This window comes from Variovorax sp. dw_308 (assembly GCF_019207085.1).
Lineage (GTDB): Bacteria > Pseudomonadota > Gammaproteobacteria > Burkholderiales > Burkholderiaceae_C > Variovorax.
Genome location: NZ_JAATOM010000008.1, coordinates 251,359 through 270,632 on the forward strand (window position 1 = coordinate 251,359; position 19,274 = coordinate 270,632).

Below are 19,274 nucleotides of genomic sequence, written 5' to 3' on the forward strand. Positions count from 1 at the left end.
ATGCTAGCGTCTCGTCGCGACTGCGTTGATGACGAAATGCGGCTCGATTGATGCGCGTTGCGTCAGGGGCCGCGCATGTCGTGGGGGTGGTCGTGCGGATCGCCATCCTTGTCGCGGGGCACGCCGCGCGCGCGCTCCATGAGGCTCACGACATGCGGCACCAGCGCCAGCACGGCCAGCGCCAGCAACGCACTCGTCACAGCGGTCGTCTCCCGGCCGAGACCGCAGGCCATGCCGATGGCTGCCGTCATCCAGAGCCCGGCGGCAGTGGTCAGGCCCTGCACCTGCTGCTCGTCCTTGCCCGGCTTGAGGATCGTGCCCGCACAGAGGAAGCCCACGCCAGCCACCAGCCCCTGGATCACGCGGCTGATGTCGGAAGGCTCCATGCCCGTCTGGAGCGGAACCAGCACGAACAGCGCCGAGCCGATCGCCACCAGCATGTGCGTGCGCACGCCCGCCGCCTTGCCCTTCTCCTCGCGCTCGAAGCCCAGCACGAAGCCGAGCAGCGCGGCGAGCAGCAGCCGCACGGCGATGCGCGTGAGTTGCGCGAGGTCCGGTACGTCCGAGAACTCGGCCGCGACGGTGTCGGTGATGGTGGTCCAGTGCGATGCGGCCATGGACCCACGACTCTAGCCAGCGCGCAGTCGGTCGGCTGTAGGAACTGGGCGTGTCAGGCGCCCGTCGACACTACCTGTGCAGAGGCTCAGAGGGTGTGAAGATTTCGTAGCGAGGGCGCCGCCGGAGGTCGTCTCGCGCAGCGCAGCCGCACTTTCGTGCGGCGACAACGAAGTTGCTGCAGAGGCTGGCAACTGCGCGAAACGCTTGCTACGCCAGAGCCAACACCGCAGGCCCGAGATCGGCGTCCGCAGTAGAAATATTCACACCTTCGTCAGGGGAGGTCCTTGTTGGGTTCGGCTATCGCCGCATCGCGCGGCCCGATGCTGCCCAGCCGCGCCTTCAGCGACTGTGGCTTGCCCGTGATGATGGCCGCATAGTTGGTGGTGTTGGCCAGCACCTTCTTGACGTAGTCGCGGGTTTCGGCAAAGGGCACGTTCTCGGCCCAGATCGCCGCTTCCATCACCGGCCCGTTGCGCCAACTGCGCGGACGTCCCGGGCCGGCGTTGTAGGCCGCCGCGGCCAGCGGCATCGAGCCGTCGAAGTCGTCGAGCGCAAGCTTCAGGTAGCTGGTGCCGATGACGATGTTGGTCTCGCGGTCGTTGATCTGGTTCGGCGTGAAGCCGGCCAGGCCGATCTTGCTGGCGGTCCACTTTGCCGTGGCCGGCATCACCTGCATCAGGCCCGAGGCGCCGACGCCGGAGCGCGCATCCATGATGAAGCGGCTCTCCTGGCGGATCAGGCCGTAGACGTAGGCCGGATCGAGCCCGATGTCGGCGCTCTTGCGCAGCACGGTGTCGTGGAAGGGCATCGGAAAGCGCTGCTCGGCATCGATCACGCCCTTGGTGCGCTCGCTGGTGTTGATGCAGCGGTCCCAGAGCTCGCGCTGGCAGGCGAGGTCGGCCGCGGCCAGCAGCGCCCGGTCGTCCATGCCGCCCTTGTCGTGCAGGTTGGTGGCGTAGTTCCATTCGCGCGTGCCCTCGGGGCGCAGGCCCATCGAGATGGCGTAGAGCGCGCGATTCAGCGACGGATTGCCAGCGGCAGTGCGCTTTTCGTCGACGGTGAGTGGTGCGGGCCGGGTCGGCATGCTGGTGCGCTGTCCGAGCTCCTCCAGCGCCAGCATTTCGTAGAACCCGCGCGAGCCGGCGATGGTCTCGTACAGGCGGCGGGCCTCGGCGCGGCGATCGTCGCCGCCGATGGCCTGCAGCGAACGGGCGCGCCAGTAGGTCCATGTGGGGTCCTGCTGCGCCTCCGGGCTCATGGCGGCGGTGGCGGCCTGGACTTCCTTCCAGTTGCCCATGCGCAATGCGGCACGGGTCTTCCAGCCGAGCATGTCGTCGTTGAGGTCGCCGTTCTTCGTCACGTTGCCGTAGTAGCCCATCGCCTGCGGCGAGAGCTTGCTCGCGGCCTGCTTGCCGATGATGCCCCAGAGCCAGTTGCGCTCCTCGGGCGAGAGCAGGGTGCTCCACCGGTCGTCCAGCAGCGCGGCGGCCTGGTCGGGATCTGCCACCGCGATGCGGATCAGCGCCAGCACCACGATCTCCCGGCGCGCCTTGCCCGCCACCGGGCCGCTCTTGATGAGGTATTTGGCCGCGCCGGCGTTCATCTCGTCGAACTGCGGCACGGCATCGGGCGAGGCGATGAGCACGGCGCCGCGCGCGGCGCCCGGGCGGTTGGCCTCGATGGCAAGCCGAGCCTTCTTCCAGGCTTCGTTGGGCGACAGCATGCGAGCCGACACCAGGCGGTCCGCGGCGGTCAGGCAGCCGTCGTCGTTCTCTTTTTGCGCGAACCAGGTGCGCCGCACCTCGTCGGCCTGCGCGGCGGTGGGATTGCCGCTGCGCAGCATGTCGACCAGCACGGCATAGCAGCGCACCTGTCCGTCGTCGCGCATACGGTAGGCGTCGTGCATCGTGGCGAAGGCGTCCCAGTCGCGGCGCTGGCCGAGCAGCAGCAGCCAGTCGTTGCGCAGCCGGTCTTCCTGATAAGTACCGGCGTAGCGCGTTAAAAAGTCCTGCACTTCCTGCGGACTGGCTTCCTGCAGGCGGGCCTTCAGTTCCCAGTAGGCAGCCCAGGGCTCGAGGATGTGGCCGCGCGCCTGCGGCAGCAGTGCGGACAGCCGGGCCTTGTCGCCCCGCTGGGACGCCTGCTTCATCTGCAGCAGCACGTCGTCGTTCTGGTTGCTTTGCGCGAGGGCTGGCGGCGACAGGGTCGAAGCAGCCAGAACAAGAATGGAGAGGAAGGTACTCGTGGGTGCCAAAATGCTTCGGAACTGCATCGGGGGATTATGGACAAGTCAAACGGCGCCGACACCTCGGCCACCGCCAGTTTTCTCAAGCGTCAGCTGCGAAATGCACTGATCGAGCAACGTCTTGCGCTGCCCGACCGGCAGGAGCGCGCCGACCTGCTGCAGCGCGTGATGCGCATCTGGCTGGTCGGCCGGCCCGACACGGTGATTGGCGCCTACTGGCCGATCAAGGGCGAGTTCGACCCGCTTCCGGCGCTGCACCGCTGGAAGGAAGACGGCGAATTGCAAGGCGCGCCGCAACCGCGGCAGATCGGCCTGCCGGTGATGAACCGGCAGCACAAGACGCTGACCTTTCATTCCTGGTATCCCGGCTGCCCGATGGAGCACGATGCCTTCGACATCCCCAAGCCCAAGGACACGATGTTGATCGTGCCCACGCTGCTGTTCGTGCCCTGCCTCGGCTACAGCGCGGGCGGTTACCGGCTCGGCTACGGCGGCGGCTTCTACGACCGCACGCTGGCGACGCTGCAGCCGAAGCCCTTCACCGTGGGGCTCGGCTTCACGCAAGGCTTCCTGGACGACTTCGAACCCGAGGAGCACGACGTCCCGCTGGACGCCATCCTCAACGACAACGGCGTGGTCTGGCCGGTGGGCTGACGCGCCGTCGGTGAATGCGGAACCTTCGCGTCCTCTGCGTCCGGAAGTCCGGATCTGGATGTCCGCATTGGAGCGTCAGTCCAGCCTCGCCCCCGAAGCCTTGACCATGCGCCCCCATACCGGCATGTCGCGCTTGTAGGACGCGGCAAAGGCCTCGGGCGTGCCGGCGGAGACGGTAAAGCCCATGCTGGCCACGCGCTGCACGATGTCGGGCGCTTCGAACATGGACTGGACCTCGCTCGACAGGCGCTGCACGATCTCGCGCGGCGTTTTCGCAGGCGCCGCCATGCCGATGAAGCCCACGATCTGGTAGACCTCGTCCTGCAGCCCTTGCTCCAGGATGGTCGGCGTGTCGGGCAGGATCGCCATCCGCCTGGCGCCGGTCACGCCGATCAGCTTGAGCTTGCCCGCGTCGGCATGCGGCTTGGAGTTGAGCGCGCTGGCAAAGGCCATCTGGATCTGCCCGCCGATCAGGTCCTGGATCATGGCGGCCTCGCCCTTGTAGGCGGCATGGGCCATGTCGGCGCCCGTCGCCTGGCTCATGTGCGCGCCCGCCATGTGGGCATAGGAACCATTGCCCCAGGAGCCGTAGGAGAGCTTGCCCTTGTTGGCCGCGATGTACTTCAGCAGTTCCGGCATGGTGCTCGCGGGCACCGAGGGATGCACCGCCAGCGTCACCGGCGCCACCGCGATCTGCGAGATCAGCGCCAGGTCGCGTTGCGGGTTGTAGGGCAGGTTTTCATAGAGGAACTGGTTGGTCAGCATCGACGTGGTGAGCGCCACCAGCAGGGTGTGGCCGTCAGGCGCCGCCTTGGCCACGGCATCGGTGCCGACGATGCCGCCCGCGCCGCCCTTGTTGTCGATGATCGCGGGTTGCCCGAGGCGGGCGCCGAGCTTGTCCCCGACGATGCGGGCGATGTTGTCGGTCGCACCGCCCGGCGGGTAGGGCACCACGATGCGAATGGGCCTGGATGGGTAGGCTTGGGCGTGCGCCGTGGGAAGCACCAGCGTGGCGGCGGCGCCTGCCGCGAGGGCGAGGCAATGGCGGCGCGTGGGTGCCGACGGCGGGTTCGAAATCGTCATGTCTCCTCCTTGATTTGTGGGCTGATTGTCTGGCTGCGGGCGCAGCGATACAACCCGGCCCGAGGAGGGTCACTGGAGGCCTTGAGCAAGTTCTCCGCGCAACGGGCCTCTTCAATCGATGAAGTCGACCGTGTCCGGGTCCGGCACCTCGCCGATGGTCTCGCGCGTGACGGCGGCCTGCGCCTGCAGCCAGTCGCGGAAGGCCTTGATCTCCGGGCGCTGCGCGCTGCGCGGGCCGACCAGCAGCCAGTAGGCCATCGGTGAATCCATGCGGTGTTGCGGCAGCACTTCCACCAGGTCGCCGTTGGCCAGGCTCTCGGCGATGAGGGAACTGCGCGCCAGCACCAGGCCCTGTCCGGTCAAGGCCGCCTGCACCATCTGGTAGGCATAGTTGAAGTAGAGCCAGCGTGGCGGTTGCTCGCGCGTGAGGCCCGCGGTCTCGAACCAGCGGCGCCAGGTCAGCCATTCAAGGTGCGAGCGGTGCGCGTCGCCGGCCTCGATGAGCGTGAAGCTCACGATGTCGGCCGGCTTCCGGATGGGCGGGCTGCTCTTGATGAGCCAGGGGCTGGCCACGGGCGTGAGCGTCTCGCCGAACAGGCGCACTGCGCCCGGCGGCATGTGGCTGGCCGGGCCGTAGCGCAACGCGATGTCGACGTCGGCCATCTCCAGGTCCATGGCCACGTCGCTGGCGTCGATGCGAATGTCGATGTCGGGGTTGTCGCGCTGGAAGGCTTCGAGCCGCGGGATCAGCCACATCGACGCGAACGAGGCAAAGGTGGTGAGCGACACGCTCTTGCGTCCCGCGCTCTGCCGGATCTGCCGCACCGCACCGTCGATGCGCGGCAGCGACTGCTGCACGGCGAGCAACAGTTGCGCGCCGGCACTGGTGAGCTCGACCGCGCGCGTGTGGCGCAGGAACAGCCCGACGCCGACTTCCTCCTCGAGCGACTGGATCTGCCGGCTGACGGCCGATTGGGTGAGCGCCATCTCCTCGGCCGCCGCGCGGAAGTTGAGGTGCCGGGCGACCGCCTCGAAGGCGCGCAAATGACCCGCCGAGATCGGCCGGGAGCGCAGGTGGGTCTGGGAATATTGCACGGTGATTGATGCGAAAACGGAATCAGTAGCCTATCTCGTATTCATTGGACTGCCAACGGGGCAAGACGGATCATTCATTCCGGATTCGCGATTTTGCGAAATCCGGCAACCATCCAGGAGTCCACCATGTCCACCGCAGTCTGCACCTCGTCCCCGTCCGTATCGTTGCCCGCTCGCCCGGCCACCGTGCCGGCCGCGACGCGTCGCGGTGCGTGGCAGATCGACCCCGGCCAGGCGATCAGCCTGAAGGCCTCATCGAACAGCATCATGCGCATTCGCCAGGGCCGCGTCTGGGTCACGCTCGACGCCAACCGCGCACATGCCAGCGAGGACATCGTCCTGGCGCCCGGCGAGTCGCTGCGCGTCGCTGCCGGTGAGCGCCTCGTGATGGAGCCGTGGGACGGCTACGGAGCGACCTACACCTGGGACGTCGCCTAGAAGGTGTGAATCTTTCTACTGCGGCCACCGCGCGGCGCGGCCCCGGGGGTCAGGAAACGTCGTAGCCGGGTCGCAACTGCAGGAAGCGCGCGAGTGCTTCGTTGCCGTCGAGCCCTTCCAGGTCCGGGAAATTCAGATCCGCATCGGCCAGACCCATCTCGAAGCGCGGATAGCGCCGCTGCTCGAGTGGGCCTTCGTAGACCACGCGCACGTCCGTGTGGCGCGGGTCGTCGCTGATGCGGTCCATGAGCCGCACGGTGGTGTCGCGCGGCCCCTCGAAGTGGTGGCAGAAGCGATAACCATCGAACACCAGCAAGCCCGTGACGCCGCGTTGCGCATTGCGCACGCGCGCATGCGCGACGATGGTGCCGACCACTGCGGGCGACAGGCCCGTGGCGAGGTTGCTGCAATAGAGGATTTCGTGAAGGTCCGGATTCGCGTGGGGCATGAGGTCCGGGAGTCTAGGGAGCAATGCACGGTCCGAAAATGTGAAAAGACACAGTGCCGCGCGCGAGCCCGGGTTCGCGGCCTATAGTGCGCCGGTGAAACTCGAGGACTACGCCGCCCCCGTCTACCCACCGCAGTGCGCCCACCCGTGCGAGTCGTGCGGGCTGCGTGCCAGTCCCGCATTCACGCCGGTGTCGGCCGAGGAACTCCTTGCGATTCAGTCGTTCCGCCACGGCGAGCGCATGGTGCAGGCGGGTCGTCCCATCGTCGAGGAGTTCCACGCGAGCCCGCAGCTCTTCACGCTGTACTCGGGCTGGGCATTCCGCTTCAAGACGCTGAGCGACGGCCGGCGGCAGATCCTCAGCTTCCTGTTGCCCGGCGATTTCATCGGCGTGCAGGACGAGTTCGCGGATGGCCAGACGCACGGCGTGGAGGCGGCAACGATGGTCACGCTGTGCGTGTTTCCGCGCGATAAGCTTTGGCCCTTGTTCAACAGCCAGCCACGGCTCGGCTACGACATCACCTGGCTCGCCGCCCGCGAAGAAAAGATGGTCGACGACAATCTCGTGACCGCGGGCCGGCGCAATGCCACGGAGCGCATCGCGATGCTGCTCATGCATCTGTATCGCCGCGCCCAGCGGGCCGGCCTCGAGCGCGACGGCTGGGTCGAGTTTCCCTTCAACCAGCAGCACATTGCCGATGCGATCGGCCTGTCCCTTGTCCACACCAACAAGACCCTGCGGCGACTTCAGCACCTCGGCCTGCACCAGTTCGACAATGGCTGGCTGCGCATCCTCGAGCCGAAGGCGCTCGAAGCGCTCGGCGACTATTTCGAAAGGCCCTTGCGGCCGACCCCACTGATCTGAAAGCGTTCCCGTCGTCCATGAATCTCAAAGCCCGTTTGCGCCAGGTGTTGGCGGTCGGCGGTATCGAAATGCTCGGGGTGGTCTTCGCAGGCATTGCCGGGCTGCTCATCGTCAATGTCCTGCCCAAGGATCAATATGCCCAGTACACCTTCCTCGTCGCTGCCTCGAACCTGATGCTGGGCGTGAGCGATCTCGGCCTTGCGCATTGCGTGTTGCCGGTCATCGGCACGCGTGCCGGCGAGCATTCATGGGTCGTGGGCGTCTGCAAGCAGGTCTTCAGCTGGCGCTGGGTGATGCTGACGGCGGGCCTGCTGGTGGTGGGGCCCTACTGGTACGTCAACTCGAGTGGCCGCGGTTGGCTGGAGCCGGCCTACCTGGTCGGCACGGTGCTGTACTTCGCCATCGTGCTGCTGCAGCTGCGCGAGCACTATGCCAACTCGGTGGCGGTGGTGCTCGGGCATATCTCCGCCACCAACCGCATCGCCGCCGCCGCGCTGACGACCCGCCTCGTGCTGATCGGCGTCGTGCTGCTGCTGCCGGTCACGGATTGGTCGGTCACGGGCATCCTCGGCGCGACGACGGCCTCGGGCATGGTGGCCGTGCAGTTGTACCGAATGGCCTTGCGCAAGCTGGGCGTGCCCGATGTGCGGCTCGATGCGGCCGATCGCAAGAAGGTGGACCGGCAGGCGCTGAAGATCGTGCTGCCCCTGTTGCCGGCCGGGATCTTCCTGCAGGTCCAGGGCGTGGCCACGATTTTCCTCGCCTCGCTGTTCGGCTCGACCGACTTGCTGGCCGACGTGGGTGCGTTCGGCCGGCTCGCGATCGTGCTGACGGTGGTGGATCGCGTGACCGTCGTGTTGCTCTTTCCCGCGCTTGCGCGTGCGCCCGCGGGGCCGCGGCTGGGCAGGATCGTGCTGCGGGTGCACGCCGCCTACTTGGGCGCGATGGCGCTGGTGCTGTTGAGCGCCGTGTATGGCGGGCACCTGTGGGTCATGTTGCTCGGGGCGAAGTACAACAACCTGGAGCCCTACGTGTGGATGGTGATTCTCTCGGCCATCCTCATCAATGCCTCGGGCTTCGCCTTCCGCACGCTGGCCGCGCGTGGGCTCACGGCCAAGCAGCACTACACCGTGCCGGTGATCATTGCTGTGCAGGTGCTGTATTTCTGGCTGTTCGGCATTTCCGACCTGGTGTCGGTGCTGGGCTTCGGCGTGGCGACCAGCCTGGCCAATTTCGTGGCGCAATACGCGCTGCTCGGCGCGCGCCTTTCGCACCTGCACGCCGATCAGGACGCCGCCAGCTGACGCACGTCGTTCTCGTAGTCGCGCAGCCGCCGCGCCGCACGTTCGCGCTGGGACGCGGTGGTGGCGTTGTGCAGGGCGGCGAGGTTGCGGCAACCCTCCACCGACAGGGCTTGCTGGTAATCGCGCCAGGGGCCGGGCGGCGGATAGGCGATCCTTTGCACGTAGGCGTTCAGCGCGGCCTGCGTGTCCGCCGATGACGGCGGGGCGGCCCGGAGTCCGCGCAGCAGGGCCAGCGCTTCCTGTTGCCGCAGGCGCCGCTGGGCGTCCATGCGCTCGGCGCTGAAGGCGGACGCCGCGACGAGCCGCCGCAGCAGCTCGCGCTGCGATGCGTCGAGCGGCCCATAGAAATCTTCATAGCGGTCGAGCATCTGGTCAAAGCGCTTGTCCTGGCGCTGCTCCGGATCGAGCGCGAGCCAGTCCTTGCGCCAGGCCTCGTTGACCTTGGCGTACTTGCGTTGCAGGTGCTGAAGCTGGTCATCGCCCAGGCTCAGCGCCAGCGTCGCGCCCGGCGCCTCGGCACGCACCGCAAAGGCCAGCAGGCGGTCGCGGATCTCGTCGCTGAAGGCGCACACCTGCTCCGGCGTGAGCGTGTCCGGGGCCAGCGCCTGCGCCCTTTGCAGCAGGGCGACGAACTTGGGCAACTCGTTGCGGCGGTGCCAGTCCAGCAATTGCGCCAGCGCCTCGCGCACGCGCGGAGATTGGGTGGCGTCCAGGTCGACATAGCCATCGAGCCACCACCATGTCACGGTCGGCAGGTTGTTGTAGGCCAGCCTGACCGAGCTGCAGGCGCACAACAGCGCGCATGCGAGGGCGGCGACGATAATCCGCGCCAACTTCCAGCATTGATCGAGCGAGTACGCAGGCATGACAGATTTTTCCCACAACAATGAAGGGCCGGTCGACATCGTCGTCATGGCGGCCGGCAAGGGCACGCGCATGAAGAGCAGTTGGCCCAAAGTGTTGCATCGTTTGGCAGGGCGCGCGCTGGCGCTGCACGTCCTGGACACCGCAGCGCGCCTGCACGCGCGCTGCGTGGTGGTGGTGACCGGGCATGGCGCCAACGAAGTCGAGGCCGCGCTGGCGGATGCGCCCTGCGCGCCGGTCTTCGCGCGCCAGATGCCTCAGCTCGGCACCGGCCATGCGGTGCAGCAGGCAGCGCCGCTGCTGCCCGATGACGGCATCGTGGTCGTGCTGTCAGGCGATGTGCCGCTGATCCGAGAGGACACCTTGCGCGCGTTGATCGCGGCCTGTGCTGGCCGCCGGCTTGCGCTGCTGACGATCGACTTCGAGAATCCGACCGGCTACGGTCGCATCCTGCGCGATGGCGATGCGGTGCAGGCCATCGTGGAGCAGAAGGACGCGACCGAGGCGCAGCGCGCCATCAAGGAGGTCTACAGCGGCGTCATGGCGGTGCCCGCGCGGCTGCTCAAGCCGTGGCTGGCGCGGCTGGACAACCGCAATGCGCAGGGCGAGTTCTACCTGACCGATATCGTCCGCATGGCCACGCTCGACGGCGTGCCGGTGGTGGCGCATCGCACCGACGACCACCTGCAGGTCACCGGCGTCAACGACCCGGCCCAGCTTGCGGGCCTGGAGCGCGCATGGCAGCGCCGCCTGGCCGATGCACTGATGGCGCAGGGCGTGCGGCTGGCCGACCCGGCACGCTTCGACGTGCGCGGCTCGCTGGTGTGCGAGGCCGATGTGGAGATCGATGTCAACTGCGTCTTCGAAGGCGCGGTGTCATTGGGCGCCGGTGTGACGATCGGCGCCAACTGTGTGATCGCCAACGCGCGCATCGAGACCGGCGCGGTCATCCACCCGTTCACCCACATCGACGGCGAGAAGGCCGGCGTGACCGTGGGCGAGGGCTCGCGCATCGGTCCGTTCGCGCGGCTGCGTCCGGGCGCGCGCCTGGGCGCCGAGGTGCACATCGGCAATTTCGTGGAGGTCAAGAATTCGACGCTCGACGCGGGCGCCAAGGCCAATCACCTGGCCTACCTGGGCGACGCCACGGTCGGTGCGCGGGTGAACTACGGGGCGGGCAGCATCACCGCCAACTACGACGGCGCCAACAAGCACCGCACCATCATCGGCGACGACGTGCACGTGGGCAGCAACTGCGTGCTGGTGGCGCCGGTGACCATCGGCGCGGGCGGCACGGTGGGCGGCGGCTCGACGGTGACCAAGTCGACCGCGCCGGGCGCCTTGACCATCGGGCGCAGCAGGCAAGTGAGCTTCGAGGACTGGAAACGGCCTGTGAAGCAGCCCAAGGGCTGAAAGCGCCCGCCGCCTATGCGGGCGCGCCCATCGGCACCAGCGGTGCGAACTTCGCCCGCTTCAGGCTGAAGTACGCCTTGACGTTGCGCACGTTCGCATCGGCCGTGAACAGCCGTTGCTGGAGCGCCAGGTAGTCGGGCATGTCGCGCGTCGCGACGATCAACACGAAGTCGGGGCCGGGCGACACCCGGTAGCACTGCTGCACCGCGTCGTCGGGCGCGACGCGCGCCTCGAAGGCGTCCAGCGCCTCGCTGCCCTGGCGGTCCAGCGAAATCTCAACCACCGCCTGCAGGCCATGGCCGAGCAAGGGCGCGAGCTTGTCGGGCGAGAGCAGGGCGATCTCGCGCTCGATGAGGCCGGCGCCGCGCAGGCGTTGCACGCGGCGCAGGCAGGTGGGCGGCGAGAGATGGAGATCGGCGGCCAGTTGCTGGTTGGTTCGCGATGCGTCGCGCTGCAAGGCATCTAGCAGGCGCAGATCGGTGGTGTCCAGTGAGATTGATTCCATGGTTGGCGCGATTCTGGAGGAAAACTCCGTCGATCGGGATCCATGACATCGGATTTCATGAATCGATGTGCAATGAAATGTTCGCTCAAGCGCGGGTTCGGCGCGAGTCGCTTTCGGCCCCAGAGTTGCAATGCAAAGGTCGAACGAGACCAATGCCACGCGCTGGATTTGACTTATTTCACGGTTCGCGCGCCTGTACGCCGAAAGTTCGATTTGCGTGGGTCGCGGCGGCGCAAGCGGGTCAACTCGGTCGTCCAAAGAGGCGTTCCGGGCCAGTGAATACAAGCCCCTCCGTGCCTATGAAACCTTGATTCCTCCCGCACCTCCCCACGCGCTTCAAGAACACATGACTTCGATTTCAGGGACCCATGAACCGTACTTCTTCCAGACTGTCACAAATCACCCGCCTGTCTGCGGCCTTCGTCGCAACGCTGGGCGTCCTCGCCACCGCGCACGCGCAAACCGTGAAGGCGCCGCCTCCAGTGGTGGCCCCGGCACCTGCAGCGGCGCCCGTCACGCCGCTGGACAACCAATGGCATGGCGGCATCTCGATCGGCGGGGCAGCCGCGTCGGGCAATGCATCTTCCTTCGTACTCTCTGGCGCGGCGGACGGCGTCAAGGCGACAGCGCAGGACAAGATCTCGCTGTGGGGCATCGCAAACTACGGCACCAGCAAGAACAACGGCGTGAAGACGGCCAATTCCGACAGCCTGCGCCTGGGTGGCCGCTACGACTACAACCTGACGCAACGCGTGTTCGCATTCGGCACGGCAGAAGGCGAGACCAACAAGGTGGCCGGGCTGCGTTCACGCATCGGCGCGGACGTGGGCGCTGGCTATCACATCGTCCAGACGCCGGACACCAGCTTCGACGTCTACGCCGTGTCGGTGCGGCGAACCTGCGCTACACGGACGGCACCTCGGCCAGCGGCGCTGAACTCCTGTTTGGCGAGCAATCCTCGCATCGGCTGAGTTCGACCACGTCGTTCAGGCAACGGCTGGAGTTCCGCCCGGGCAGCGGCGACCTCGGCACGCTGACCACCTTCGACGCCGGCCTGGCCACCGCCATTTCCGGCGCCTGGACGCTCAATACCGGCGTGACCGTGCGCCATGCCTCCAAGGTGCCGGTGGGCCGCAAGACGACCGATGCCCTGCTCACCGTGGGCTTTGGCTACAAGTACTGAGCGACCCCGTTGACGGGCCGCGCCCGGCCCCCGCTCCGCGGGGGATCGCGTCGGATGGCACGGCCAGTTTGAGAAGAGCCATCGCCACCTGTGACTTCGGCCCCGCTTCGGCGGGCTTTTTCTTGGTCGGCAACGGCAGCGATGTGGATGTTTATTCCGAAATGAAAAGTAAAAGGGAATAAACATTCAAAAATGACTATGGAAGAAATTTATAGTCAATTTATGGTGATTATTGGAAGCTTAGTTTTTGTCCTGACGCCTACCATTCGCACTCTCTGGTCAATCTCAACAAGGCAATTTCCTATGTGCGGCATCGTCGGCGCGGCTTCCCATCGCAACATCGTCCCGGTCCTGGTCCAGGGCCTTCAGCGGCTCGAATACCGCGGCTATGACTCCTGCGGCGTGGCCGTGCACGCGGGCGGGCTGACGCGCGCACGCACCACCTCGCGCGTCGCGGACCTGCTGACCCAGGTCGCAGAAGACAAGATCGAAGGCCTCACCGGCATCGCCCACACGCGCTGGGCCACGCACGGTGCGCCGGCCGTGCACAACGCCCACCCGCATTTCAGCCACGGCACAGGCGAGGGCGCGGAAACCATCCGGCCGGCCCGCATCGCGCTGGTCCACAACGGCATCATCGAGAACCACGAGTCGCTGCGTGCAGCGCTGCAGGCCAGGGGCTACGTCTTCCACAGCCAGACCGACACCGAGGTCATCGCCCACCTGATCGACAGCCTCTACGACGGCGACCTGTTCGAGGCGGTCAAGGCCGCGGTGCTGCAATTGCACGGCGCGTACGCGATCGCGGTGATCTGCCGCGACGAACCGCATCGCGTGATCGGCGCGCGCGCTGGCTCGCCGCTGATCCTCGGCGTGGGCAAGGACGGCACCGAGAACTTCCTGGCCAGCGACGCGATGGCGCTGGCCGGCGTGACCGACCAGATCGTCTACCTCGACGAAGGCGACGTGATCGACCTGCAGCCGGGCAAGTACTGGATCGTCGATCGCGCGCACAAGCCGGTGATGCGCCAGGTTCGCACCGTGCAGGCGCACAGCGGCGCGGCCGAGCTCGGTCCGTATCGCCACTACATGCAGAAGGAAATCTTCGAGCAGCCGCGCGCCATCGCCGACACGCTCGAAGGCGTGGTGGGCATCGCACCCGAACTGTTCGACGGCGTGACGAATGACGGCAGCACCGGCGCCAGTGCGCACCGCGTATTCAAGGAGATCGACAAGGTCCTGATCCTGGCCTGCGGCACCAGCTATTACAGCGGCTGCACGGCCAAGTACTGGCTCGAGAGCATCGCCAGGATACCGACGCAGGTCGAGATCGCCAGCGAATACCGTTATCGCGATTCGGTGCCTGACCCGAAGACGCTGATCGTCACGATCACGCAGTCCGGCGAAACCGCCGACACGCTGGCCGCGCTCAAGCATGCGCGCAGCCTGGGCATGGAACAGACGCTGACCATCTGCAACGTGGCCACCAGCGCGATGGTGCGCGAATGCAAGCTGGCCTACATCACGCGCGCCGGCGTCGAGATCGGCGTGGCATCGACGAAGGCCTTCACGACGCAGCTGGCGGGCCTGTTCCTGCTGACGCTCGCGCTCGCGCAAGCCAAGGGGCGGCTCACGGACGAGGACGAGGCGAAGTACCTGCAGGAGATGCGACACCTGCCGGTGGCGCTGCAATCGGTGCTGGCGCTGGAGCCGCAGATCATCAGCTGGTCGGAGGACTTCGCGCGCAAGGAAAACGCGCTGTTCCTCGGCCGCGGGCTGCACTACCCGATCGCGCTCGAAGGTGCGCTCAAGCTCAAGGAAGTCACGTACATCCACGCCGAGGCGTATGCCGCGGGTGAACTCAAGCACGGACCGCTGGCGCTGGTCACGAGCGAGATGCCGGTCGTGACCGTGGCGCCGAACGATGCACTCCTGGAGAAGCTCAAGAGCAACCTGCAGGAAGTCCGCGCGCGCGGCGGCGTGCTGTACGTGCTGGCCGACGGCGACACCAGGATCGAAAGCAGCGATGGCGTGCACGTCATTCGCATGCCGGAGCACTACGGTGCGCTGTCGCCGCTGCTGCACGTGGTGCCGCTGCAGTTGCTGGCGTATCACACGGCGTGTGCGCGCGGCACGGACGTGGACAAGCCACGCAACCTGGCCAAGAGCGTGACGGTGGAGTGATGCGATTGTGGTGTTCCGGCCGTGACCGATGGGAATAATGTCTGTCGGGAGCGAAATAAAAATTGTCGGAACTTCGCCGCCGGCTGGATCTGTAACATGGTCGATCGGCGGGGGCTGACACGATTCTCCTTCCCCGTAGAAACTTGATGGGGCCTGCTCCGCGGGCCTCACTCCATGCCTTGTGAACGCCTCGCGCGCGACTCGGGCATTCTTTCCCGCTGCTAGAGTCAAGCATCCCGACTCTTGGAGTGACCGATGGCTCAAAGTTACGCGCAGCTGCAATTGAAGATCAAAGCCCTTCAAGAGCAGGCCGACAGAATCCGCGAACAGGAGATTCACGGTGTCGTTGAACGAATCAAGGTTGCGATAGCACACTATGGGCTGACCCCCAATCATCTCTTTGGCGACGGCGAGAAAGCGACTCGGACAGTCGCCCTTGCTTCTTCAGCCAAGTACAGCGATGGACGAGGTAACTCTTGGTCGGGGAAGGGCAAGCGTCCAAATTGGCTTCGTCAAGCTTTGGAAGCAGGTCGTCCTTTAGAAGAGTTCATAGTCGGTTCTGTAGCCGCCTCGAAACCGAGTGGGATCGCGACGCCGAAGCGGCGAGCCGCAAAAGCGTCATACCGAGATGGCGCTGGTAACACGTGGAGCGGCTTTGGGCCGCGTCCAAAATGGCTGAAGGACGCGATCGCCGCTGGCCAGAACGAGGAATCGCTTCGGGCGTAGTTGATCTAGGCTACACATAACTCCGATGCGTTATCTTGACGCCGATCGATGTGAACCGACGGTTGCCGCGTCGCAGTAACCGCGATTGACAAATCTAAGCCTCGGATGTGTCCAGCGTTGCGCATTTTGGGCGCAGCGACAGATCCTACGGCGCCACGACCTTCCCAGCCACTTTCAGGGACTTCGCTGGTTCTACCTTGGTCGTCATGGGAGATCCGTTGCCCAGACCCGTTGGAGCGATTGCAGAATCTGTTTGATTTTTGCGCCCCGAGGTCAACTACGTGGCGACATTTAGCTGGCGGACCTTTTCTAGAACCGCTTCCGTCTTGCTCCAAAATGAGCTGGAAGCACTCATTTCAAACCCGACGCGCCGTCGAGTAGCCTGCGCGAGTTGCGGAATCTCGATGCAGGTCGTGCCGCACCCGACCGTGACGCCGAGTCGCGTGTTGTCCCACCACGCCGCTTGAAATCGAGTCCGCGTTTGGACAATGGTCTCGCGCTGCGCAAAGGTGGGCGGCACGGGCCAGTGCGTCGCAACAAGGTGCGAGTCCGTGAGATCTTCAAGCAACAGTGCCAAGTGCCCGTGTCGGCATCCCATTGGGCGTCGAAGCAGCGCGGCACGATGCCCGTGGGCATCGCAAGCGCAAGCTCCCGATAAAACGCCACCCCGTGCCGACCGCCAAACCATGGGCCGCCGGGGCGGTCCGCCAAGCCGGCTTTCTAGATGAGCCGTCGCAAGCGCACCGGCAGCGGCGTTGGCGCAAACGAGGCGCAAGCCTGAAGATGTGTGAAAGCACGGCCGCGAACGTTGACTCGATCGACACGCCGGCCACGCGGCCCCCGACGAGTGTCCCGGACCTGAGCAGCGCCTCGGTGAGGCATGCAGCTTCAGCGGACGCCGGGGCGTTCCGACTGAGTATCCGGCTATGGCCAATCGTTCCAGAGGCCCAAGCTCGAAAGCGTGCTCAAGACTGGTTGCAGCCAGTCAAACTTCGCCGGCGAACGGCGGAGGCCGCCGAAACCTGACATTCGCGTTTTCCTTCGCGACCGGCTGGAAAGGGATTCCCGCGGTTCCGGGATGGTACGCAATCGAGACCAACGCCCCGATGTCAGTGCTCGCCGGCCTCCCGCTCCCTCAGCAAGAGGGAAAGCACTATCAAATAGCGCGAAGACTCTCGAGCATGGAGTACCTCATCAAAAATGGGGCGGCCATCACCCCGTCCGTTGAGGGAGGAACGTTCATCGTGTACTTTGGTGAGCACGGCGACCTAAAGGCCAGAGCGCGTGAGCACACTCACGGACACAAAGGTACCGGGTGCTTGTGCCTTTCGCAGTATGAGGACGCCTGCCGATACCAATGGAAGTTCTATTTCCGCACCTGCGAAAGGCACGCTCCCGGAAGCGCCGGCAACAAGATGCTGAGGACTTTTCTCGAACAGAAGTGGCGTGGAGAGAACGGTTGGCCGGTTCTTTGTACCGAATGAGGGCGCCCCCCGAAGGTTAGTTTCAACGCTCTGACCATTGAACGCAGGACGAATGAGCGTTCTTGACCTCCTTGGCAAGGGTGCCCAGGGTCTAGCAAGTCGCGGAGCCGGTAGGTCGCCGGGAGCGCAAAGTTCTACGACATGGGGGCGCGATGTTCTCATCGTCTTCGTCCACATCCGAGAATCGACGAAGTACATCCCGGACCTTGCCGGCCACTGGGGCAACCTTGTCGCCCTTCGAAAAGGCGACCGCGACGGCCGTGAGCATGAAAAGCGTTGCGTTCATCTTCTCTCCACGTCCTCGCCGTCGAACCCTTTCCACCGGGATACGGACGGATACACTCTCCGGCAAATGAGGAGAGCGGGATGGACAAGCTTACGGCTGGCGTTGAAGTGCTTAAAGCTGGCGTTGTCCTGCTGAAGGGCCTGGCTTGGCCCTTGGTTTTCGTGTTTATCGCCATTCGATACCACGAGCAGATATTGACGCTCCTCGAGAAGCTTTCAACTGCCTCGAAAGCTAAGGGATTCGGGATGGAGTTCGAGTTCGAGCGCAAAGCTGAAGAGCTTGCGCAGCTAGCCGCAGAGATTCGATTACCAGCGTCATCTCCAACAGCGACGGCCGATATTGTTGAGACGCCACAGGCTATGACCGTTGACGACGAACTCGCACCTGATCATGTTGTTCCGAATACTCCACCCTCACCAGTTGCTCCAAGAACACCAACGGTTCGACTTAGCAAGGTCAGAAGAAGCTCCGAAGCATTGCTACGGAGGCGCGGGCCAGAGCGCCAAAGGACGTGCACGCGGCTCGTGGCCTGATCTTCGGCTGCTGGCTCGTTGTTGAAGAGGTGCTTGCCCAACTTTCAGATGTAGTGGACATGCCACCAATTTCAGGGGTAAACAACGCCATTAAGGTGATCAAGAGTCTTAAGCAGCAAGAAGTGATTCTTCCCGAAGAGGCCGAACTACTGGATATGCTTCGACGGCTTCGCAATCAAGCTGCCCACAAGGAAGAGTTTCTGATTTCCAGGCAAGCGGTCGAGTACTACATCGAATCGGCGAGCACCGTCGTCGATTCGTTCACGACGCGCTACCCTCAACTCGTGGATAGGCTGTAAACAGAAAAGGCTGGCGCCGTGGGGACCAAGCCTTCATCACCGCTCGCCTGATGTCTATGATTGACACGATTCGCAACGCCAATCTGAGCAAGACTTCATAGCCTGACCTTTTTCACGCTGACGTTTGAGAGGTAGGCTCGGATGGCCGCTTTGGGCCCTGACCTCCAGTTGCGTGGCGAAGAAAGCAGTCGTTCGACTCTGCGATAGCACGGTGGCCGCAGGGATGCAGCCGAGCTACGACTGCAATACCTTCTGACCGGGCGTTGATGTCGAGGTCTTCTTCGCGCTGGGACGACTGGAGTCGGGCTCACAGCGTGAATTGGTCAAGCAACCCTCAAAGGCAGCATACGCTGCACATCTGCCGGACCGCCGTTCAAACGACAGACGTACGTCGAATGTTGTCCCGCAACCTGTCGAAGCGGCCGGCCATCGAAGCGACGAGAGGCGATGACAATCGGTAGAGATCAACTTTTGACCAAGCCAAGATCCCGCGCTAGGTCCTCAATAATTCGGTTGGCCTCGCCCAGCATTCGAATGTTCTCCTCATGCTGCTTTTGCCAGTTGCAATCACGATCACAGGTCCAGAGCTTGTTGGTAGGTGTGTCCTGTTTGAAAAACACACGCTCAAGGAGCTTGTCCAATTTCGCGGCCGTTGATTTAGATGCTAGGGTCTGCGCGCGGCTCGCCTGCGCGCGCCACTTTGCAACGAGTTCAACCACTTTCTCGCTGTATCGCTCGAACGCCTTCCTCTGCATTTCGGCGTTCTTTGCTTCCTTTGTGCCGAACCAAGAGACATCTAGGACCAGCGTCTCATAGGTAAGGATGGTTTCAGAAATATCATCGAAGAGCTTTGCCTGTGCTCGAGACACTGCGGCACGGCTTTCGCGAGCTTCATCGATTGACTTGACCACCCACGGCACACATACGCCTGAAAGAACCGCTGTCAGGAGGAGGAGTAGAGCCTTCTCCTTGAAGGTGTCGGACCGGACGACGGCGAAAGGGGACGGGCGGCTGTCCGGTTTAGAAATCCCCTCCTTCTGTTCAGGG

General features: G+C 64.8%; 20 protein-coding genes. 11 read left to right on the forward strand and 9 right to left on the reverse strand.

Annotated features, from left to right (window positions below):
* Nucleotides 1-62: 62 nt before the first annotated feature.
* Nucleotides 63-617 carry an MgtC/SapB family protein gene (locus tag HCU76_RS18295; protein WP_213953017.1) on the reverse strand — a complete coding sequence of 185 codons (555 nt, stop codon included), beginning with the start codon at nucleotides 615-617 and terminating at the stop codon, nucleotides 63-65.
* Between the two features lie 272 nt (nucleotides 618-889).
* Complete coding sequence (locus HCU76_RS18300) at nucleotides 890-2,890, reverse strand: lytic transglycosylase domain-containing protein (protein ID WP_218510244.1); 2,001 nt, start codon at nucleotides 2,888-2,890, stop codon at nucleotides 890-892.
* A gap of 9 nt (nucleotides 2,891-2,899) precedes the next feature.
* Here HCU76_RS18300 and HCU76_RS18305 point away from each other — a divergent pair, with 9 nt between their 5' ends.
* The gene (locus HCU76_RS18305) at nucleotides 2,900-3,517 is read left to right on the forward strand and encodes a 5-formyltetrahydrofolate cyclo-ligase (protein WP_213953019.1); all 618 of its coding nucleotides are present in this window, start codon (nucleotides 2,900-2,902) and stop codon (nucleotides 3,515-3,517) included.
* A 75-nt stretch (nucleotides 3,518-3,592) separates the two neighbouring features.
* Here HCU76_RS18305 and HCU76_RS18310 read toward each other — a convergent pair whose 3' ends face one another.
* Both HCU76_RS18310 and HCU76_RS18315 read right to left on the reverse strand, forming a co-directional pair.
* Entirely contained in the window at nucleotides 3,593-4,600 is a 1,008-nt protein-coding gene (locus HCU76_RS18310; protein WP_218510245.1) for a tripartite tricarboxylate transporter substrate binding protein, read from the reverse strand.
* Between the two features lie 111 nt (nucleotides 4,601-4,711).
* Complete coding sequence (locus tag HCU76_RS18315) at nucleotides 4,712-5,695, reverse strand: LysR substrate-binding domain-containing protein (RefSeq protein WP_218510246.1); 984 nt, start codon at nucleotides 5,693-5,695, stop codon at nucleotides 4,712-4,714.
* Between the two features lie 126 nt (nucleotides 5,696-5,821).
* Here HCU76_RS18315 and HCU76_RS18320 point away from each other — a divergent pair, with 126 nt between their 5' ends.
* Nucleotides 5,822-6,133 (forward strand): DUF2917 domain-containing protein, encoded by a 312-nt coding sequence (locus HCU76_RS18320; protein ID WP_218510247.1) that lies wholly within the window; start codon nucleotides 5,822-5,824, stop codon nucleotides 6,131-6,133.
* A 49-nt stretch (nucleotides 6,134-6,182) separates the two neighbouring features.
* Here the strand turns inward: HCU76_RS18320 and HCU76_RS18325 are convergent, their stop codons facing one another.
* Nucleotides 6,183-6,581, reverse strand: a complete 399-nt coding sequence (locus HCU76_RS18325; protein WP_213953023.1) for a BLUF domain-containing protein — start codon at nucleotides 6,579-6,581, stop codon at nucleotides 6,183-6,185.
* A gap of 163 nt (nucleotides 6,582-6,744) precedes the next feature.
* Here HCU76_RS18325 and HCU76_RS18330 point away from each other — a divergent pair, with 163 nt between their 5' ends.
* Nucleotides 6,745-7,446, forward strand: coding sequence for a Crp/Fnr family transcriptional regulator (locus HCU76_RS18330; RefSeq protein ID WP_256354276.1), 702 nt, complete (start codon nucleotides 6,745-6,747; stop codon nucleotides 7,444-7,446).
* A 17-nt stretch (nucleotides 7,447-7,463) separates the two neighbouring features.
* Nucleotides 7,464-8,750, forward strand: coding sequence for a hypothetical protein (locus HCU76_RS18335; protein ID WP_213953025.1), 1,287 nt, complete (start codon nucleotides 7,464-7,466; stop codon nucleotides 8,748-8,750).
* Here the strand turns inward: HCU76_RS18335 and HCU76_RS18340 are convergent.
* Nucleotides 8,732-9,616: a DUF6279 family lipoprotein gene (locus HCU76_RS18340; protein WP_218510249.1), complete on the reverse strand. Its 885-nt coding sequence runs from the start codon at nucleotides 9,614-9,616 to the stop codon at nucleotides 8,732-8,734. The two genes, HCU76_RS18335 and HCU76_RS18340, sit on opposite strands and share 19 nt — an antisense overlap.
* Here HCU76_RS18340 and glmU point away from each other — a divergent pair.
* The gene (glmU, locus tag HCU76_RS18345; protein ID WP_218510250.1) at nucleotides 9,615-11,027 is read left to right on the forward strand and encodes a bifunctional UDP-N-acetylglucosamine diphosphorylase/glucosamine-1-phosphate N-acetyltransferase GlmU; all 1,413 of its coding nucleotides are present in this window, start codon (nucleotides 9,615-9,617) and stop codon (nucleotides 11,025-11,027) included. The genes HCU76_RS18340 and glmU overlap by 2 nt on opposite strands.
* Before the next feature lie 13 nt (nucleotides 11,028-11,040).
* Here the strand turns inward: glmU and HCU76_RS18350 are convergent, their stop codons facing one another.
* The gene (locus HCU76_RS18350) at nucleotides 11,041-11,532 is read right to left on the reverse strand and encodes an Lrp/AsnC family transcriptional regulator (RefSeq protein ID WP_213953028.1); all 492 of its coding nucleotides are present in this window, start codon (nucleotides 11,530-11,532) and stop codon (nucleotides 11,041-11,043) included.
* Between the two features lie 368 nt (nucleotides 11,533-11,900).
* Here HCU76_RS18350 and HCU76_RS18355 point away from each other — a divergent pair, with 368 nt between their 5' ends.
* The 4 genes from HCU76_RS18355 (at nucleotide 11,901) to HCU76_RS18365 (ending at nucleotide 15,625) form a co-directional block, all read left to right on the forward strand.
* Entirely contained in the window at nucleotides 11,901-12,503 is a 603-nt protein-coding gene (locus HCU76_RS18355) for a DUF481 domain-containing protein (protein WP_256354262.1), read from the forward strand.
* Complete coding sequence (locus HCU76_RS37230; RefSeq protein ID WP_371319853.1) at nucleotides 12,473-12,715, forward strand: DUF481 domain-containing protein; 243 nt, start codon at nucleotides 12,473-12,475, stop codon at nucleotides 12,713-12,715. Before HCU76_RS18355 ends, HCU76_RS37230 begins: the two co-directional genes overlap by 31 nt.
* A 303-nt stretch (nucleotides 12,716-13,018) precedes the next feature.
* Complete coding sequence (gene glmS, locus HCU76_RS18360; RefSeq protein ID WP_218510252.1) at nucleotides 13,019-14,899, forward strand: glutamine--fructose-6-phosphate transaminase (isomerizing); 1,881 nt, start codon at nucleotides 13,019-13,021, stop codon at nucleotides 14,897-14,899.
* A gap of 255 nt (nucleotides 14,900-15,154) precedes the next feature.
* Entirely contained in the window at nucleotides 15,155-15,625 is a 471-nt protein-coding gene (locus HCU76_RS18365; RefSeq protein ID WP_218510253.1) for an H-NS family nucleoid-associated regulatory protein, read from the forward strand.
* Between the two features lie 277 nt (nucleotides 15,626-15,902).
* Here the strand turns inward: HCU76_RS18365 and HCU76_RS18370 are convergent, their stop codons facing one another.
* Complete coding sequence (locus tag HCU76_RS18370) at nucleotides 15,903-16,202, reverse strand: hypothetical protein (RefSeq protein ID WP_218510254.1); 300 nt, start codon at nucleotides 16,200-16,202, stop codon at nucleotides 15,903-15,905.
* Nucleotides 16,203-17,475: 1,273 nt separating this feature from the next.
* Between HCU76_RS18370 and HCU76_RS18375 the strand changes: the two genes are divergently transcribed.
* Both HCU76_RS18375 and HCU76_RS18380 read left to right on the forward strand, forming a co-directional pair.
* Nucleotides 17,476-17,928 (forward strand): hypothetical protein, encoded by a 453-nt coding sequence (locus HCU76_RS18375; RefSeq protein WP_218510255.1) that lies wholly within the window; start codon nucleotides 17,476-17,478, stop codon nucleotides 17,926-17,928.
* Nucleotides 17,907-18,227 carry a DUF4145 domain-containing protein gene (locus tag HCU76_RS18380; RefSeq protein WP_218510256.1) on the forward strand — a complete coding sequence of 107 codons (321 nt, stop codon included), beginning with the start codon at nucleotides 17,907-17,909 and terminating at the stop codon, nucleotides 18,225-18,227. Before HCU76_RS18375 ends, HCU76_RS18380 begins: the two co-directional genes overlap by 22 nt.
* 464 nt (nucleotides 18,228-18,691) lie before the next feature.
* Here HCU76_RS18380 and HCU76_RS18385 read toward each other — a convergent pair.
* Nucleotides 18,692-19,274 (reverse strand): hypothetical protein (locus HCU76_RS18385; protein WP_218510257.1); only part of this gene is annotated, 583 nt, incomplete at its 5' end.

Excerpts from the sequence above, each read along its gene's own strand:
- HCU76_RS18300 (WP_218510244.1), bottom strand. The coding sequence starts at position 2,890 with ATGCAGTTCCGAAGCATTTTGGCACCCACGAGTACCTTCCTCTCCATT.
- HCU76_RS18365 (WP_218510253.1), top strand. The coding sequence starts at position 15,155 with ATGGCTCAAAGTTACGCGCAGCTGCAATTGAAGATCAAAGCCCTTCAA.
- HCU76_RS18305 (WP_213953019.1), top strand. The coding sequence starts at position 2,900 with ATGGACAAGTCAAACGGCGCCGACACCTCGGCCACCGCCAGTTTTCTC.
- HCU76_RS18350 (WP_213953028.1), bottom strand. The coding sequence starts at position 11,532 with ATGGAATCAATCTCACTGGACACCACCGATCTGCGCCTGCTAGATGCC.
- HCU76_RS18340 (WP_218510249.1), bottom strand. The coding sequence starts at position 9,616 with ATGCCTGCGTACTCGCTCGATCAATGCTGGAAGTTGGCGCGGATTATC.
- HCU76_RS18375 (WP_218510255.1), top strand. The coding sequence starts at position 17,476 with ATGGACAAGCTTACGGCTGGCGTTGAAGTGCTTAAAGCTGGCGTTGTC.
- HCU76_RS18335 (WP_213953025.1), top strand. The coding sequence starts at position 7,464 with ATGAATCTCAAAGCCCGTTTGCGCCAGGTGTTGGCGGTCGGCGGTATC.
- HCU76_RS18320 (WP_218510247.1), top strand. The coding sequence starts at position 5,822 with ATGTCCACCGCAGTCTGCACCTCGTCCCCGTCCGTATCGTTGCCCGCT.
- HCU76_RS18310 (WP_218510245.1), bottom strand. The coding sequence starts at position 4,600 with ATGACGATTTCGAACCCGCCGTCGGCACCCACGCGCCGCCATTGCCTC.
- HCU76_RS18325 (WP_213953023.1), bottom strand. The coding sequence starts at position 6,581 with ATGCCCCACGCGAATCCGGACCTTCACGAAATCCTCTATTGCAGCAAC.
- HCU76_RS18295 (WP_213953017.1), bottom strand. The coding sequence starts at position 617 with ATGGCCGCATCGCACTGGACCACCATCACCGACACCGTCGCGGCCGAG.
- glmU (WP_218510250.1), top strand. The coding sequence starts at position 9,615 with ATGACAGATTTTTCCCACAACAATGAAGGGCCGGTCGACATCGTCGTC.
- HCU76_RS18355 (WP_256354262.1), top strand. The coding sequence starts at position 11,901 with ATGAACCGTACTTCTTCCAGACTGTCACAAATCACCCGCCTGTCTGCG.
- glmS (WP_218510252.1), top strand. The coding sequence starts at position 13,019 with ATGTGCGGCATCGTCGGCGCGGCTTCCCATCGCAACATCGTCCCGGTC.